Consider the following 16,840-nt stretch of genomic DNA (forward strand, 5'->3'; position numbering starts at 1 on the left):
GCGCTTCCAGTGACTTCGGAAAATGCGCAGAAAGCCATTGAACGACTGCTCGCCCACGCCCCGCTGCAAAAATTGTTCAGGGCGCTTTCGGGCGAGGAAATCCGCGTCGTCGGCGGCGCGGTGCGCAACGCCCTGATCGGAGCGGAAATCGCCGATATCGACATCGCCGCTGCGGCCCTGCCGCAGGTGATCGCCGAAAAGGCCGGCAAGGCCGGGCTGCGCGTCGTCCCGACCGGCGTCGAACATGGCACCCTGACGCTGGTGTTCGACGGAACCCATTTCGAAGTGACTTCTTTGCGCGAGGATGTGGAGACGGACGGGAGGCGGGCGAAAGTGCGGTTCGGCCGCGATTTCGCCGCCGACGCCTTGCGCCGCGATTTCACCGTCAACGCGCTTTCGATCGACGCCGACGGCAGGCTCTACGATTACACCGGCGGGCTCGAAGATCTGGCGGCGCGGCGCATCCGCTTCATCGGCGCGCCGGAAAAGCGCATCGCCGAGGATTTCCTGCGCATCCTGCGCTTTTTCCGATTTTCCGCGTCCTTTGGCGAAGGGCCGCTCGACGCCGCCGGGTTGGAAGCCTGCATCGCGCTGCGCGCCGGCCTCGCCCATCTGTCGCGCGAAAGGCTCGGCGCGGAGACGTTGAAAATCTTCGCGGCGAAGCGCGCCGCTTTCGTCATCCAGGCCATGTCCGGGGCCGGATTGCTGAGCTATCTGCATGTCGCGCCCTGGCCGGTTCGGCTGTGGCGCCTCGCGGCGATTCTGGCGGCGCGCAAGACCGCCGACCCGCTGCTGGCGCTGGCTTCGCTCGCCCTGCACAGCGAAGCCGATGCGGAAATTCTGGGCGAAGGCCTGCGGCTGTCCAAGCTCCAGAAGCGACGGCTCGCCGACATGGCGAGGGTCTACGCCGTCTGGCATGGTTTGGCGGCTCCGCCAGAACCCGGCTTGTTGCGCGAGGCTTTGTTCCTGCATGGCGCCCCAGCGGCGCGCGACGCTCTGGCGCTGGTCGAGGCCGAAAGCAGCGTTGCGCCCGACGACCCCGGCTTTGCGCGCGCCGACGCATTTTTGCGCGACACGCCAAGACCCAAAGCCCCTTTCGCCGCCTCGGACCTGTTGGCGCGCGGGCTGGCGCCGGGCGCGGAACTGGGCGAAGCGCTGAAGCGCCTGCAAGCCTTGTGGATTCGCGCCGGTTTCCCGCAGGAGCCGCAAATCGTGGCGAACCTGATCGACGAAGCGAGAGCAAGCATTGGCGGATAGAATCGCACTGGACGCGCCGGCGCCAATAATGGTTTAATTTTCTGCGGAGAAATTATGGCCGTCGATAACAAACATCCTGGCGATCTCGCCGCACGCCTGGCGCAAAATCTGTCGCGGCTTTCCAGAGAGCGGCGGACGGGCGATGGCTTTCGTCGCGAGTCCTTCACTTTGCCGCGCGAAAAAGCCCGGGAAAAAGCCCGCGAATGGTTCAGCCGCTTTCCCAAGGCCGCCTATATGACGGAAATCGAATCCTGGCGCGAACTCGATGACGGCGCCATCGAATTCACCATGCGCCGCCTGCCCAGCGCCGACTGAAGGCGTGGAAAATCGCGTCTATTCGCAACGTGAAACACGTAAATAAATTATTAACCACAATATTCATGTCTATTGATGTAATTTTGATCGACATTTTTCCGCAATTCCTTCCAATCCAAGCCCGATACTTGGGTTATTTTTATTTGATATAAAGCCCTTTGTTTATGCCTTTGTTTGCCATTAGCGCACCTCAATTCCTAATATAAATAAACCATTTATTTTTACCCGGCAATTACCATTAAAGTTCTAAATCGCTTGAGACGGGCCGCGCTCTGGTCCGAATCCGGAGTTTGTCTGATGAAAAAGGTTCTGATCGCCATGGTCGGGGGCGCGGCGCTCGGCGCCGCCTCGCTCGCGCAGGCCGGCGATCTCCCCGGCCGCCCGTATGGGCAAAGCTATGATGCTCCGCCAAGCTTCACCTGGACCGGCTTTTATGCCGGGGCCCAGCTCGGCGTCGGCTTCGGCGGCTTCAACGGACCGGGCGCCGCTTATTTCGGCTCGTCCCCTTCCGGCGGCCTGATCGGCCTGACCGCCGGCTATAATTTCCAGTCCGGCAATCTAATGGTCGGCGCCGAAGGCGACTATGCCTGGAGCCATATCGCCGATCAGGCGACCTTTATGCCCGGCGTCAGTTCGACCGGCGTGGTGCAGAATATCGACACCATCCGCGCCCGCTTCGGCTATGCCGCCGAGCGTCTGCTGGCCTATGGCACGGGCGGCTACGCCGGCGCCAATATCCGCGGCGTGCTTAACAACGCCCCCGCCTCCGCCGTCGCCGACCAGACGTTCTACGCCAATGGCTTCACGCTGGGCGTCGGCGTCGAATATGCGATCACCCCGCATATCACCGCCAAGGCGGAATATCTCTATGTCTCGCTGGGGACCAATTCCTATTTCAACAGCACCCCAAACTACACCAGCGTCGGGACCAATCTGAATCTGCTGCGCGCCGGCGTGAACTATAAATTCTGACTCAGTTCCAGCCTCCCGAGGGCGGCCGGACAACAAGCAAAACCCTCCCGCAAATTCCCGCCCCGGCGAAAGCCGGGGCTTTTTTTGTCAAGAGATTTCGCCGCGACAGGCGCGACTGCGCTTTGACCCCGGCGTCAGGCGGCGGTGGCGGCGAAAGCCGGGACGGCTTTGGAAAAAGCGTCGAGCCAGCCGACGAGTTTGGGATGATCGGCGCGCCAGGCGCCTTCGAAACGCAAATCGAGATAGCCGAGCGCGCAGGCGACGGCGATGGCCCCGACGTCGGCGACGCCGCCGCCGGCAAAATCCTGCGTCGGCGGTTCTGCTTCTAGATGCGCCAGGGCGCGGGACACCTTGTCCTGCTGATGCGCAACCCAACGCGCGCTGCGCTCGTTTTCCGTCCGCATGCGGGTTTCGTAGACTTGCAGGATACCGGCGTCGTTCACGCCGTCGGCCAGCGCCTCCAGCGTCAAGGCGGAATGGCGCTTTCCCGCGTCGCGCGGAATCACGCGGCCCCCGCCCGCCAGATCGTCGAGGTAACCGACGATCACCGCGCTGTCGTATATGCTGGCGCCTTCGTCGGTTTCGAGCACCGGAATTTTTCCGAGCGGGTTTTTGCGGCGGATCGCGTCGTCGGGGTCGAGCGTGTCGGCGACGACAAGCTCGAGACGCGGCCCGAAACCCAGCAAAGCGGCGACAATCCGCGCCTTGCGCGAAAACGGCGAGGGCGGCGAATAATATAATTTCATGGCGAGAACTCCGGGCGCGCCTTAATCGGGTTAAGCGAAGCCAACCCGGTTCCCGGCGGGGACACAAGACTTTCGCGCGATCGAACGCCGGCCCGAAATTTTCGACGGATCAATCCAGGTGCAGATTGACCGCCTTGGGGCCTTTGCCCTTCTTGTCCGGCTCGACCTCGAAGGAGATTTTCTGTCCCTCGTTGAGCGAGGCGAGGCCGGCCTGTTCGACGGCGGTGATATGGACGAAAATGTCCCTGCCCCCGTCGCTCGGCTTGATGAAGCCATATCCCTTGTCGGCGTTGAAGAATTTGATGGTGCCCTGTTGCGGCATGACTTTTTCCCCTCCGGTCAGGGCCAAATCGCGGGGGAGGGAGCGCCGTGGTCAACGACGCAAGGATTGCAGTTCCACAAAATGCAGCCCACCCGGCCCAGTCGCGATCGGCCGGTTGGCGGTTGTCCTGCTTCGATCGACGCCGACCGGCAAAACAACGCTGCGGATTTTTCCGTCAGCGGCCGCGCTTGCGCGCGGCGCCCCCAACTGTCAATAAACTGCGACAAGTTGTCGCTGTTGGCAAGTCTTGACGGATTCGTCTTAAGTCGCCTTCAGGCTGGAGCGCCCAGAAGCTCAATCGAAAATTCCGCCCCCGGCCCGCGCGCCATCAGCCGCGCGAGAACCGGCAGGATGATTTGCGCCTGGTCTTCCAGCACCCAGGGCGGGTTGACGATGACAAGGCCGGCGCGCGCCAGCGGCCTGCCGCTCGCGGGCGTCTCGACCTGCAAATCGACGCGCAGGCTGGCCGGCGCCAAGGCCGCGATGGCGCGGCAAAAGGCGTCGACCACGTCCTTCTCCTTGACCGGCAGCCAGATCACGAAAATCCCGCCGGACCATTTGCCGAGCGCCGCGCAAAATGTATCGAAAACCCGCTCATATTCGTCGCGCCGCTCATAGGGCGGATCGATCAGCACGAGACCGCGCCGCTCCGGCGGCGGCACAAAGGCTTTCAAACCCCGGTAGCCGTCGGTCTCGACGAGTTTGGTCCGAATATCCTTGTTGAGCGCGCGGCGCAGGCTTTTGGAGGCCTCAGGCAGCATTTCGCAGAAAATCGCCCTGTCGCCGGCGCGCAGGAATTTTTGCGCGATCAGCGGCGAGCCGGGATAGAAGCGCGGCGCGCCAACAGCCTGGACCGCCGCCAGCCACGGTTCAAGCAAAGGCGCCGCCGCGCCAAGATCGGGGGCCGCCAAAAGCCGGCCGACGCCGTCGCGCGCCTCGCTCATCCGCGCCGCCTCCGGCGAGGTCAGATCGTAGAGTCCCGCCCCGGCGTGGGTGTCGATGTAGCGGAACGGTTTTTCCTTGCCGTGCAGATAGAGCAGGATGCGGGTCAGAAAGACGTGCTTGAGCACATCGGCGAAATTGCCCGCGTGAAATTCATGGCGATAGTTGATGGACGATCTCCCTGATTTTTTCCCCTCTTCGAACCGGAACCGGCCAGGGGACGCTTGCTTGCCTGCCTGCCGCCGCCCCGATCAATCGAGCAACTTGTTCGGCCGCAGGGTGAAAGCGGCCATGCGGGCGATCGACCAACGCCCGTCCGGCTGGCGGCGAAAAACATCGATGCCGCCCTCGGGAGTCCTGTCCTGCGCGCCGCCCTTCCGGACGGTGAGCGTCCAAAGGACGCGAACGACGGCGATATCGCCCGCGACGATGATCTCGCGAATATCCGGATCGTCGTAATGAAGCCGCAGATCCGGCCTTGCGAGCAGCCGGTCGATATTGCCGCAGATCGCCGCACGGCCGGTCTCCAGCCGCGGAGGCGCGGTCGCGATCAGGTCGGGCGCAAATATGTCGCAAGATCGAGCTTCATCGCGCGCGTTGAAGGCGTCCGCGAAACCGCGCAGCCGCGCGGCGACCGCCGCCTTGTCCGCCGCCTCGTCGGCGCGCGCCGCCGCCTGGCTCAAACCGAAAGCCAGGAGGCACAGGCAAGCCAATAAACGTGAACGAAACATAAGGACCCCTCCGCGCCCTGGGCCGCCATGTCGAGCGCGCTCATCCCCCCGCCGGCACGACGAGGCTCTGGCTGCGGCAGGAGGCCCGCGCGACCTGCGGACAGGCGACAAAATCGCGCAGATCGCGCGAAAGGCACAGCCGCGCCTCCTGCAAGACGCCGCGCCGGCAGGTCACCGCCATCATGCCCGGCCGCAGGCGCCGATTGGCCTCGATAAAGGCGCGCTGCACGGCGAGCGGCGAAAATTCGCGATCCTGTTCCAGCGCCTTGAAAGCCGAGGGAATCGCCACCGCGTCGCGCGCCGCGCGCACATCGGCGAAATAGCCGGCCGGGGTCTTGCCCGAACAGACGCCATGCTGGCGCCATTCATGCCGCGCCAGACCCTGGTCGGGATAGAGCCCATCCAGACCGGCGAGAACCGAAAACGGCAGAAAGCCGTCACCCCGGCATTGCGAGGGATAGCCGGAAAAATATTGCGGCCACAGGCCGTGGACGACAAAGCCGGGATTGGCGCCGGGCGCGCATTGGCCGCGCGACCTTTGCGCGCCGCCCTCGGCGCAGAAACTCGGCGACCAGGACAAAGCCAGCACGTAAAAATCGAAATCTCCGGCCGGCGCCGCCCCGCCCCGGCGCGAATTGAACTTTTCGTCGCGCGGCGGCGACGGCCTTCCAAACCCCTGCGAGTCCGTTTCCGGCGTTGTTCGCTGGTCGGCGCAGCGATCGAGCAGGCAGTCGCGGGCGTCGAGACCGAAGGCGGGCGTTGCGGCCAGAACCAGCAAGGCCATCGCAAACAGGCTTTTCATTGCAAATTTCCGCGAAAAAACCGACGCTCAGGGGCCGGCGGCGCGGCAGGCGGGCGAATAGACATGGAACGGGTCTTCGCCGACCACGCACCATTCGACGCCATTGCCCAGGCCGACGAATCCGCCGCGCTCGATCACATTATATTTGACCTCGCGCTCGCGGCCGTCGCTGAACCAGGCGCGGGCGACGCAATAGCGCCGCGGAATGAATTCGCGGCCATTGGTGCGGAAGCCGACCTCCCTGACCGTTTCGAAATGGTCGAGTGCGAGCCGCTCATGCGAATACCAATATCGGGAATAATTGAAGGCCCGGGCGATCTCTTGCAGCGTCCAGCTATCCTCGCAGGGCGGCAGGTCGCCGGAATAGGGAATGGTCCGGCTTTCGGCCGGGAAAGCCCAGGCTGCGCTCGATGACATGACGCCCGCGCCAAGCGACAACAACACGGCCCCAAGGGCGGCGCAACGTGAAATCAGCATGATATCCCCCTAACGGCGATCATCCGGGACGATGCGCGAATTGCGCAAGCCCCGTCAAGGCGGTTTTTTTCGCGCGCCCCCAGCCAAGTGAAAAAGCCCGGCCCCCTCAGCTTTTGCCGACCTGATAATCCTTGATGTCGGCGAAACGGATCGCGGGCCAGCGCTCCTGGTCGTAGCGGAGCGAAAACGCGGATTGCGCCAGAAACACCGGCGCGCCGTCGAGATCGTTGGCCATGGACGAGGGATAGGCGTTCTTGAAACGGTCCAGTTCGGCGGACTCGTCGGCGTCGATCCAGCGGCAGATTTCGAAACGGCTGTTCTCGAAACTCACCGGCAGGCCATATTCGGCCTGCAACCTTTCGGCGAGCACGTCGAGTTGCAGCGCGCCAACGACGCCGACCATCGCCGGGGCGCCGTCATGCGGCAAAAACAGCTGCACCACGCCCTCTTCCGCCATCTGCTGCAAAGCTTCGCGCAACTTCTTGGCCTTCATCGCGTCGCCGAGTTTGACCCGGCGCAGGATTTCCGGCGCGAAACTGGGCACCCCGCGAAACACCAGATTTTCGCCCTCGGTCAAAGTGTCGCCGATGCGCAGGGCGCCGTGGTTAGGAATGCCGACGACATCGCCGGCGAAGGCCTCTTCCGCCAGTTGGCGGTCCTGGGCGAAAAAGAATTGCGGCGCGTTGAGCGCAATATTTTTCCCCGTGCGCGACAGCCGCGCCTTCATTCCGCGTTGCAAGCGTCCCGAGGTGACCCGCAGAAAGGCGATGCGGTCGCGGTGGTTGGGGTCCATGTTCGCCTGAATCTTGAAGACGAAGCCGGTCATTTTCGGCTCGCGCGGATCGACCGTGCGGGTGGAGGCGGCGACCGGCTGCGGCGGCGGCGCGAATTCCGCCAGCGCGTCGATCAGATCCTGCACGCCGAATTTTTTGAGCGCCGAGCCGAAGAACACCGGCGTCAGATGGCCTTCGAGAAAGGCCGCGACATCGAACGGCTTTTGCGCCTCGCGCGCCAGGGAAATTTCCTCAGCCGCGATTTCGGCGTCGGCGGGGTTGGAAAGCGCGGCGATTTGCGGATCGTCGGGGCCGGAAACCTGGATCGGCTCGGCGTCCTCCTCGAGCCGGCGCACGACATTGGCGCGCAGGTCATAGGTGCCGGCAAAGGTCCGGCCGCGTCCGATCGGCCAGGTCAGCGCCACCGTGTCGAGCGCCAGCGTCTTCTCGATCTCGTCGAGCAGATCGAAGGGATCGCGGGTTTCGCGGTCCATCTTGTTGATGAAGGTGATGATCGGAATGTCGCGCAACCGGCAGACTTCGAACAGTTTGCGCGTGCGCGCCTCGATGCCCTTGGCCGCGTCGATCACCATGATGGCGCTGTCGACAGCGGTGAGGGTTCGATAGGTGTCTTCGGAAAAGTCCTCGTGGCCCGGCGTGTCGAGCAGATTATAGACGCAATCGCCATATTCGAAGGTCATCACCGAGGTGACGACCGAGATGCCGCGCTCGCGCTCGATGCCCATCCAGTCGGAACGGGTCTGGCGGCGGTTGGCCTTGGCGCGCACTTCGCCGGCAAGCTGGATGGCGCCGCCGAACAGCAGCAGTTTTTCTGTCAGCGTGGTTTTGCCGGCGTCGGGATGCGAGATGATGGCAAAAGTGCGCCGCCGCGCGACGGGATCGCGACTTTGGGGATCGGGATTTTGCATATTCAGCCGGGTTTGGGGTGTCTGTCCGGCTGATTAACGCGATTGACGCTTGCAAGGCAAATCGCCGAACGCGCCCAAGGGCTTCCACACCGCCGATCAGCGAACCGCGACGATATCGACCGCCTGTTCTTGCCCAAAAAGTCTGCAACTTTTTGGGAACAGGCGCTCTTTACCGCCTGTTCTTGTCCAAAAAGTCTGCAACTTTTTGGGAACAGGCTAGTCCGCCGGGGCCGTCATTCCGGCTTCGCAGGCGACGATCCACTTGTTCAGTTCGGCGACATGGCCCGCCTCTTCTGCGACAAATTCCGCAGCCAGAACCTTGACTTCCGGATCGTCGGTCGTATCCAGCACCGATTTATAATAATTATAGCCGGCGGTTTCGGCAGCGAGCGCGATCTGCAAGGCCTCGGCGCGACCGATCATCGGGTCTGCGCCCCAGATCGCCGCTGCTTCCGGGCTCTCCAGATCGGGCCAGACGAATTCCTCGGGGCCGATTTCCGGAATTTCGCGGAAACCCGCGCGCGCCTTCGCGTCGCCGAGATGCAATTTGGAATAATCGGACAGGCGCCGGAACAATTGCGCCACTTCCTTGTTGCCGCCCGACGTCATTGCATCCGCCAGCTCGCCAAAACGCGACGCCGCTTCCTGCTCAAGATGAATCGAATAGGCCAGAAATTCTTCGACCGTCTGCATAAATCGCCTCCCGTACCGCTTGGCGAATTTCAACTGCGAATAATTTTCATACACCGGCGCGGCGATAGGACAAGTCGCTTTTTTAGGCAAGTAGCAAAAATGGGCAGCTTTGACATTAAACTTTAGTTTAATGCTTTCACCCGATCTGCCGCCGGACCCGCGTTTTCGCATTGAAATCGATGCCTGTCGGTGGAAACTTGGTTATGGCGCCACAAGTTCCGGCGCAGAACAGCCGGGCGGGAAAAACGCCGAAAATTCCGGCCTTGCTTGCGTCCCGGACCAGTGCGGCGCAGGCTCAAGGTTCTATCGCGCCGATTCAATGGCGCAATAGATAAGGGCGCGACCGCAAGATTTTAGTAATATTCCCTGCAAACCGACGTAACGCCATCAGACCCTCGCCGGAGCCAAGCCCATGCCGCGCCGCCTTCTCTTAACACTCGCCTGCCTGTCGTTCGGCGTCGCGGCGCCCTTTCGCGCGCTGGCCGTCGAAGCGCGGCTCGCCTTTCCCTCCGCCTATTCCGGGGATGTCTTCGTCAAATCGCTGTTGTCGAGCAAAATTCTCGCGCAAGCGGGCGTGACCTTGATCGCGAAACAGCAGGCGGGCGAGAGCGCGGCGATGGGGGCGGTCAAGACCGGCGCGGCGGATATCGGCGTCTTCACCTTGGCGGACGAGGACTTGCGCAAGCTGCAAACGGCGGGTTCCGAAGCCTCGCTGCTGACACGGCCTTTCGTTTTCCAGTCGGCGAAGGAGGTTTTTCTGATGCAGAACAGCTTTCTCGGCGACGCCACCGCCACCGGCGCCGGCCGCTCGGGCCTGTTTCCGCTGCAATTATGGAATCACGCCATCACCTATTTCCTCACCCGGGAGCCGATCCGCTCGACGGCGGATTTCGCCAAGCTGACGGTGGCGGCGGACAAGGGCGCGCCGGATGTCAAAATTCTCAACTCCCTCGGCGCGAAGATTTCGCAGTCCAGGATGAGCATGAAGGAGGGCGCGACCAATGCGCTGGAGACGCAACTCGGCGCGGCGACCAGGGATTTCGCCAAAAAATTTGGCGGCAAGCTCTATCTGACCGTTGGCTGGCCGGAAACCGGGCTGCTGGCGGCGGCGCCCGATTTCTGGCTCAAGCTCAGCGAAGCGCAGAAAAACGCGCTGAAAATCGCGGCGAAACAGGCGCGGGAGGCCGCCGACGCCGAACTCATGGCGCGCGAGGAGGCGATCGTGACCATTCCCAATGTCGAGTTGACCCATCTCGACCAGCGCATGGACATGACGACGAACGTCGCCGGGAAACCGGCGATGCGCAAGGAAGGCGACAGTCCCGCCGCCATGGGCAAGGAAATGGAGCTTTGGCGCAAGGCGGAAGTCGAGGTCCATTCGCCGCCGGCGCCGGCGCTGCAAAACGCGGCCCCGCCCGCCCCCGAGCAGGCCCGCAAAATGGCGGCGCGCTCGCCGGTGTTTTTCGTCACCGACCGCAACGACGAGGCGACGCTGGACTACAAGACGCGTTTCGGCGCCCGCCGGCTCGATCCGTTCGAATATACCTGCGGCTATCTCGGCGCGCCGGCGCGCAACTCCGGCGAGCCGCAGATTCCGCCTGCGCCCAAAACCCTGATCAAGGGCGTCGAGGAATGCGCGAAGCTGATCGTCGCCAAGACCCGCGAAGCCGGCGGCTCGAAGGTGATGTTCGTGATCCACGGCTTCAACATTTCCTTCGACAGCTTGCTCTGGCGGGCGCTGCAACTCGGATCGGAAGCCGAGTATGACGGCGCCATCGTCGGCTGGAGCTGGCCCTCGGAAGGCTCGGCCTTCGGCTATGCCTATGACGAGGACTCCAGCGCCTGGAGCGAGCCGCATCTCGTTGAACTGGTGAATGAAATCGCGACGGCCGGGCCGGAATTGCAGCTCGATTTCGTCGCCCACAGCATGGGGAACCGCATGTTGTTGCAGATGTTGCGCGAATTCGCGCTGGCGAAGTCGGGCCTGCGGATCGGCGCGGCGATTTTCGCCGCGCCCGACGTGGCGCAGGATGTGTTCCGCGACCAGATCCGCATGGTGCGCAAGATCGGCGCGATCCGCACGCTTTACGCCTCGCAATATGACCGCGCCATATTGATTTCGGAAAGCTATCACCGGGCGCCGCGCGCCGGCAGCGGCGGCGACAATATTTTAGTCACCGGCGGCGTCGAATCCGTCGATGCGCGGCTTGGCGGCCATTCCTATGTGTTCGACGAACCCAAGGCGATTCAGGATTTCAAGCAGATTCTGAACCAGGCGACGATGGCGGGCGCGCGCGGTCTCGAAGCCAAGGAAAAGGCGGGAGCGGCCTATTGGGTGATCCAGCCGTGAGCGCTCTTGCTGGCGCTTGTCGCCCAGCAGGAAAAGCGAGGCGCGCCTGCCTCACCCGACCGCCGCATCGGCTTCGGCGTGCGCCGGGGCGAGCGCCGGCGCCGGCCCCTGCGGGCGCGCGGTTTTCTTCGGAACGGCAGCTGCTTTCGCCCCTTCGTCGCGGTGATCGCGCGCCAGCAGCGAATAGACCGCCGGAGTGACGAACAGCGTAAACAACGTGCCGACGCTCATGCCCGACGCGATGACCATGCCGATCGCGGCGCGCGAGCGCGCGCCGGCGCCCGCCGCGACGATCAGAGGCAACATGCCGACCACCATCGCCGCCGTGGTCATCAGGATCGGCCGCAACCGCACGCCCGCCGCGTGTTCGATCGCCTCGCGCGGCGAAAGCTGTTCGTTGCGCTGCATCTGGTTGGCGAAATCGACCATCAGGATGCCGTGTTTGGAAATCAGCCCGATCAGCGTCATCAGCCCGATCTGGGTATAGATGTTGATCGAGGCCGCGCCGAACACGCCCATGACGTTCAAGGGCAAGAGCGCGCCGAACATCGACGTCGGCAGGGCGATCAGGATGATGAACGGATCGCGGAAGCTTTCAAACTGCGCCGCCAGCACCAGATAGATGACGATCAGCGAAAACACGAAGGCCAGCGCCAGCGTATTGCCCTCCTGCTTGAACTGCCGGCTCTCGCCCTGAAAATCGTATGAAAAGCCCGCCGGAAAAATTTCCGCCGACTTGTCCTGCAGGAAGCCCAAAGCCTCGCCGAGCGTATGACCGGGGAAGGGCACGCCGGTAAGCGTCGCCGAATTCAATTGCTGGAACGAGGTCAGCGCGTTGGGCTGCACTTTGGCGGTTACGCTCGCCACTGTCGAGAGCGGCGCCAAAGCACCGCTCGCAGTGCGCACCTGATAGCGGGTCAGCCAGTCCTCGCTGAGGCGGAAATCGCGCGGGGCCTGCGGAATGACCTGATAGGAGCGGCCATCGAGATTGAAGCGGTTGACATAATTGCCGCCGAGAAAGGTCGCCAGCGTCGCGCCGATGTCCTGCATCGAGACGCCGAGATTATTGGCCTTGGCGGCGTCGATTTTGATTTCGAACTGCGGCGTGTCGAACTTGAGATCGCCGTCTGTGAACAGGAACAGGCCGCTCTTGTTCGCGGCGGCCTGAAGCTGTTCGAGGACGCCCGAGAGCGTGCGGTAATCGCCCGCCGTGCGGATGACGAATTGCACCGGCGGGCCGCCGGTCGAGCCCGGCAGCGCCGGCAGCGAAAAGGCGAAGATCTGGCCGCCGGTCTCGTCGGCGAGCGAAGGTTGCAGGCCGCGCAGGATCTGGCTCTGGGTGCGCTTGCGGTCGCCCCAGTTCTTGAGCAGCAGGCCCGCCATGCCCTGGTTGACGCCGCCCGAACCGTTGATCATGAACACATGACTCTTCTCTTCGACCTTATCGAAGACATTGGTCTTGAGCCGCGACGTAACCTGTTCGAGATAATCGAGATTGGCCGTTTGCGGGGTCTTGACCACAGTCAAGAGGATGCCCTGGTCCTCCTCCGGGGCCAGTTCGCGCGGCGTCGAGACATACATGATCGCGGTCATCGCCAGAACGCCGACGAGAACCATCACCGTCACGGCGCGGTAATTCATCGTTTTGCCGAGCAGGCGCTCATAGCGGCGGCGCAGCGCCTCGAAGGTCTCGTCGAGAAAGGTCGCAAAACCCCGGCGGCCATTCGCCGCCGCGCTTTGTCCCGGTCCCGTCTGGCCTTTGGGGCGGTTGTGGGGGCGCAGCAGTTTCGAACACATCATCGGCGACAGGGTCAGGGCGATGAAGCCCGACACCGCCACCGCACCGGCGAGCGTGAAGGCGAATTCCTTGAACAGGGCGCCGGTGAGACCGGAGACGAAGCCGATCGGCGCATAGACCGCCGCGAGCGTAACGGTCATGCCGATCACCGGCAGGGCGATTTCGCGCGCGCCCTTGAGCGCCGCCTCTTTCGGCGCCAATCCGTGCTCGATGTGGCGGTAGATATTCTCGACCACCACGATGGCGTCGTCCACCACCAGGCCGATGGCGAGGACGAAGGCGAGCAGCGTCAGGATGTTCATCGAATAGCCCATCCACATAAGGAAAGGCATGACGCCGATCAGCGACAAAGGGATGGTGACGATGGGAACCAGCGTCGCGCGCAGATCGCCGAGAAACAGAAAGATCACGACGATGACGATGGCCGCCGCCTCGATCAGGGTCTTGGCCACCTCGTCGATCGAAGCGCGAATGAATTCGGTGGCGTCATAGGCCACCGCCCCGGTGACGCCGGCGGGCAGCGCCGCCTCGATCCCGGGAAAGGCCTTGCGCACGTCCGAAATCACCGTCAGCGGATTGGCCGTCGGCGTGGCGTAAATGCCGATGAACACGGCCTTCAGTCCATCGAACACCGCCGAGGAATCGACGCTTTCCGGCCCCAGTTCGACGCGCGAAACGTCGCCGAGCCGCACCAGGGCGTCGCCTCGGCTCGAAATCACCAGATGCGAAAAGGCCTGGGCGTTGTCGAGCGAGGTCAGGGCGTTGATGCTGGTCTGGGTGAAGTCGTCCTTGACCTGGCCGGCGGCGGAAGTGAAATTATTGGCGAGCAGCGCGTTGCGGACGTCGGCGGCGGTGACGTTGCGCGCCGCCATGCGGTCGGGATCGAGCCAGACGCGCATGGCGAAATTCTGCCCGCCGATGATCTGGGCGCTGGCGACCCCCTCGATGGTCTGGAGGCGCGGCTGCACCACGCGGGTGATGTAATCGGTGATCTGCGACGGCGACAACACATCGGAATTGAACGACATGTAGAGCAGCGCCGTGCCCTGGCCCGCCTCCTTGACCACCACCGGGTCCATGGCGTCGCGCGGCAGTTGATACTTGACCTGGTTGACCTTGGCGAGAACGTCGGTCATCGCCCGGTCGGCATTGGCGTTGAGGCGCAGGTTGAGCGTGACGGTCGAGACGTTCTGCTGCGAATTCGACACCAGCGTATCGACGCCCTCGGCGCTGGCCACCGCCTGTTCGATCGGCGTGGTGATGAAGCCCTTGATCAGGTCGGCGTTGGCGCCGGGATAATGGGTGGTGACGGTGATGGTCGCCTGGGACAGAGCCGGATATTGGCGGATCTGCATATTGAACCCGGCCTGCGCGCCCACCAGCAGGATCAGCAGGCTGACCACGATCGCCAACACCGGACGGCGAATGAAAAGATCGGTAAAGGCGCCCATTTGTCTTTCTTTTCCCAATCGATCGCGACCGGCCGCAGTCCGTCCCTCGCTCAAACTCCGAAGGGCGGCGCCGACCGCGCCTCCAGCTAAGCGGAACGGTTCCCGTTCTGTTGCAGCGGCCCGCTATTGCAGTGGCCGGACCGCCTGCGGCCGCAGCGCCAGACCGGTCTCGATCCGCACGGCGGCGTTGGGCTGGAGCTTGATCTGCCCCTGCGAAACGATCTTGTCGCCCGCCGCGACGCCCTGCTTGAGGACGACGCGATCCTCGCGCGACTCGCCGATGCTGACATTGCGGCGCTCGACATGGAGCGGACCGTCAAAGCCTTTTTCGGCGTCGTCCGGCCGCACGACGAAAACCGAATCGCCGTAAAGCGAAAAGGCGACGGCGGTGCGGGGCGCGGTGACCATTTTCTGCGGCGCCCCGGCGTCGAGGGTGACGTTGGCGAACATGCCCGGCATGATCTTCTTGTCGGGATTGGCGATTTCCGCCCGCACCAGAATGGTGCGCGTGTCGCGATCGACGCGCGCATCGAAATTGCCGATCTTGCCGGCAAATTCGCCGCCGCCGAGGGCATCGACCCGGGCCGAGACCTTTCCGCCCAGCGCCAGCGCCGCGAAATTCTGTTCCGGAACCTGGAAATCGAGGAAGATCGGGTCGAGTTGCTGCAGCGAAACCAGCGGCGCGCCGGCGGCGACATATTGGCCGACGTCGACCTTGCGAATGCCGAGCCGCCCGGCGAAGGGCGCGACAATGGTTTTCTGCGCGATCAGCGCGCGGGTGCGGTCGAGCGCGCCGGCGGCCTGGTCGCGCACCGCATTGGCCAGATCGAAATTGGATTTGGCGGCGACGCCGTGGTCGGTGAGCATCTGCTGGCGCTGGAAGGCCAGTTCGGCGTTTTTCAGCATGGCGGCGTTGGAGCGCAACTCCGCCTGTTCGGTCGAATCGTCGATGCGCGCCAAGAGCGCGCCCTTGGCGACGTCCTGCCCATTGGCGAAGGCGATCTCCGCGACCATGCCCGCGACCTGCCCGGAGACGTCTATGCCCGGAACCGCCTTGAACGTGCCGATAACGCTGACGCGCGGCGTCCAGATTTCCTCGCGCGCCTCCTCCACCGCCACGCCGGAGACCGGCTTGGGAATGGAGGACATGATGCCGCGCATCATTTCCGGCTTGGCCTTGAACTGAAACCAGGCCATGCCGCCGACCAGGACGGACAGGCCAAAGAAAACCGCCAGAAAAACCCATTTGCGCATGAGATCAACCATTTTGGACGGGCGCCGATGGCCTGAGCCAACAAAAGCGCCGCCGGCATTTTTACATTTACAGAAACGCGCCAGCACTTTTAAGAGACGCGCCATCTGCGTGCTCGAGATAGGCGCCGCCAGCATGGCGTTAAAGAGGCGCCGCCGCTGTTTGGCGACCGCACCGCCGCGTTTTTAGACCGTCGGGGCCGCATAGGCAAATGCCGCCGCCCGCCTGTGCGCCGAAACTGGCCTTGCAAAATATCCGGCGCGCGCAGCATGGGATTTATTGTCGCGCCTAAAAAATAGGCAGAGACGGCGAGTCTGATCGGATTCAGGCACGAATCTCCGGCGCAGCTTAAAGTTTAGGCTGTCAAATCGGGCGAGGCGGCATTTAAGTTAGGTCAAGGCGGCGACGCTGAAGGCGGCTCATGATGAGTTGGAATCGAACCGCTCGCCGGTCGAGGTTCAAAGCGCAAAGGCGGATCAAGTGGACGAAAAAAGGCGATCGAGCCGATGACCTTGCCCTGTTTCGATGAAATGACCAGCGACGGCGGAGAACCGCGCGCGCTTTATAACCGGATCGCCGACTGGCTGGAGAAATCGCCCCCCGGCCTGCTCGATTCCCGCCGCCAGCAGGCGGAAATGCTGTTTCGACGCATCGGCATCACCTTCGCGGTCTATGGCGAAAAGGACGCGTCGGAGCGGCTGATCCCCTTCGACATCATCCCGCGCCTGCTGGGGCGCGACGAATGGCGGCGGCTCGAAGCCGGCCTGATCCAGCGCGTCAAGGCGCTGAACCTGTTCCTCACCGATATTTACGGCGCGCAGGAAATTTTGCGCGCCGGGATCATCCCGGAGGACCTGGTGTTCCGCAATCCGTGCTACCGCCCGGAAATGCAGGGAAGGCCGGCGCCGCACAACATCTGGACGCATATTTCGGGCATCGACATCGTGCGCGTCGACGACCACGATTTCTATGTGCTCGAAGACAATGTCCGCACCCCCTCCGGCGTCTCCTACATGCTGGAAAACCGCGA

General features: G+C 63.3%; 15 protein-coding genes. 5 read left to right on the forward strand and 10 right to left on the reverse strand.

Annotated features, from left to right (window positions below):
* Nucleotides 1-9 precede the first annotated feature (9 nt).
* The 3 genes from QZY01_RS21060 (at nt 10) to QZY01_RS21070 (ending at nt 2,544) form a co-directional block, all read left to right on the forward strand.
* Entirely contained in the window at nt 10-1,257 is a 1,248-nt protein-coding gene (locus QZY01_RS21060) for a CCA tRNA nucleotidyltransferase (RefSeq protein ID WP_294541142.1), read from the forward strand.
* Nucleotides 1,258-1,311: 54 nt separating this feature from the next.
* Nucleotides 1,312-1,572 carry a hypothetical protein gene (locus QZY01_RS21065; RefSeq protein ID WP_294541143.1) on the forward strand — a complete coding sequence of 87 codons (261 nt, stop codon included), beginning with the start codon at nt 1,312-1,314 and terminating at the stop codon, nt 1,570-1,572.
* Nucleotides 1,573-1,869: 297 nt separating this feature from the next.
* Nucleotides 1,870-2,544 carry an outer membrane beta-barrel protein gene (locus tag QZY01_RS21070; RefSeq protein ID WP_294541145.1) on the forward strand — a complete coding sequence of 225 codons (675 nt, stop codon included), beginning with the start codon at nt 1,870-1,872 and terminating at the stop codon, nt 2,542-2,544.
* A gap of 134 nt (nt 2,545-2,678) precedes the next feature.
* Here the strand turns inward: QZY01_RS21070 and QZY01_RS21075 are convergent, their stop codons facing one another.
* The 8 genes from QZY01_RS21075 to QZY01_RS21110 all read right to left on the reverse strand — a co-directional run bounded on the left by QZY01_RS21075 (nt 2,679) and on the right by QZY01_RS21110 (nt 8,959).
* A complete protein-coding gene (locus QZY01_RS21075; RefSeq protein ID WP_294541147.1) occupies nt 2,679-3,290 on the reverse strand; it encodes a glutathione S-transferase in 612 nt (203 codons plus the stop codon).
* A gap of 109 nt (nt 3,291-3,399) precedes the next feature.
* Nucleotides 3,400-3,612, reverse strand: coding sequence for a cold-shock protein (locus QZY01_RS21080; RefSeq protein ID WP_294541149.1), 213 nt, complete (start codon nt 3,610-3,612; stop codon nt 3,400-3,402).
* A 272-nt stretch (nt 3,613-3,884) separates the two neighbouring features.
* The gene (gene rlmJ, locus QZY01_RS21085) at nt 3,885-4,682 is read right to left on the reverse strand and encodes a 23S rRNA (adenine(2030)-N(6))-methyltransferase RlmJ (RefSeq protein WP_294541151.1); all 798 of its coding nucleotides are present in this window, start codon (nt 4,680-4,682) and stop codon (nt 3,885-3,887) included.
* 123 nt (nt 4,683-4,805) lie between these two features.
* Nucleotides 4,806-5,285, reverse strand: a complete 480-nt coding sequence (locus tag QZY01_RS21090; RefSeq protein WP_294541152.1) for a nuclear transport factor 2 family protein — start codon at nt 5,283-5,285, stop codon at nt 4,806-4,808.
* 40 nt (nt 5,286-5,325) lie between these two features.
* On the reverse strand, nt 5,326-6,087 hold the full coding sequence (locus QZY01_RS21095) for a ribonuclease T (protein WP_294541154.1): 762 nt from the start codon (nt 6,085-6,087) through the stop codon (nt 5,326-5,328).
* A gap of 27 nt (nt 6,088-6,114) precedes the next feature.
* The gene (locus QZY01_RS21100) at nt 6,115-6,564 is read right to left on the reverse strand and encodes a hypothetical protein (RefSeq protein WP_294541156.1); all 450 of its coding nucleotides are present in this window, start codon (nt 6,562-6,564) and stop codon (nt 6,115-6,117) included.
* A gap of 106 nt (nt 6,565-6,670) precedes the next feature.
* Complete coding sequence (locus QZY01_RS21105) at nt 6,671-8,266, reverse strand: peptide chain release factor 3 (protein ID WP_294541158.1); 1,596 nt, start codon at nt 8,264-8,266, stop codon at nt 6,671-6,673.
* Between the two features lie 216 nt (nt 8,267-8,482).
* Nucleotides 8,483-8,959: a ferritin family protein gene (locus QZY01_RS21110; RefSeq protein WP_294541160.1), complete on the reverse strand. Its 477-nt coding sequence runs from the start codon at nt 8,957-8,959 to the stop codon at nt 8,483-8,485.
* Between the two features lie 412 nt (nt 8,960-9,371).
* On the opposite strand from QZY01_RS21110, the gene QZY01_RS21115 reads away from it, so the two are divergent.
* Nucleotides 9,372-11,309 carry an alpha/beta hydrolase gene (locus QZY01_RS21115; protein ID WP_294541162.1) on the forward strand — a complete coding sequence of 646 codons (1,938 nt, stop codon included), beginning with the start codon at nt 9,372-9,374 and terminating at the stop codon, nt 11,307-11,309.
* Between the two features lie 51 nt (nt 11,310-11,360).
* On the opposite strand, the gene QZY01_RS21120 is transcribed toward QZY01_RS21115, so the two are convergent.
* Nucleotides 11,361-14,558: an efflux RND transporter permease subunit gene (locus tag QZY01_RS21120; protein ID WP_294541163.1), complete on the reverse strand. Its 3,198-nt coding sequence runs from the start codon at nt 14,556-14,558 to the stop codon at nt 11,361-11,363.
* 123 nt (nt 14,559-14,681) lie between these two features.
* On the reverse strand, nt 14,682-15,824 hold the full coding sequence (locus QZY01_RS21125) for an efflux RND transporter periplasmic adaptor subunit (RefSeq protein ID WP_294541165.1): 1,143 nt from the start codon (nt 15,822-15,824) through the stop codon (nt 14,682-14,684).
* A 492-nt stretch (nt 15,825-16,316) separates the two neighbouring features.
* Between QZY01_RS21125 and QZY01_RS21130 the strand changes: the two genes are divergently transcribed.
* Nucleotides 16,317-16,840: circularly permuted type 2 ATP-grasp protein (locus QZY01_RS21130; protein ID WP_294541167.1), on the forward strand; the 524-nt coding region annotated here is incomplete at its 3' end.

It is taken from the genome of uncultured Rhodoblastus sp., assembly GCF_903903185.1.
In the GTDB taxonomy this organism is placed as follows: domain Bacteria; phylum Pseudomonadota; class Alphaproteobacteria; order Rhizobiales; family Beijerinckiaceae; genus Rhodoblastus.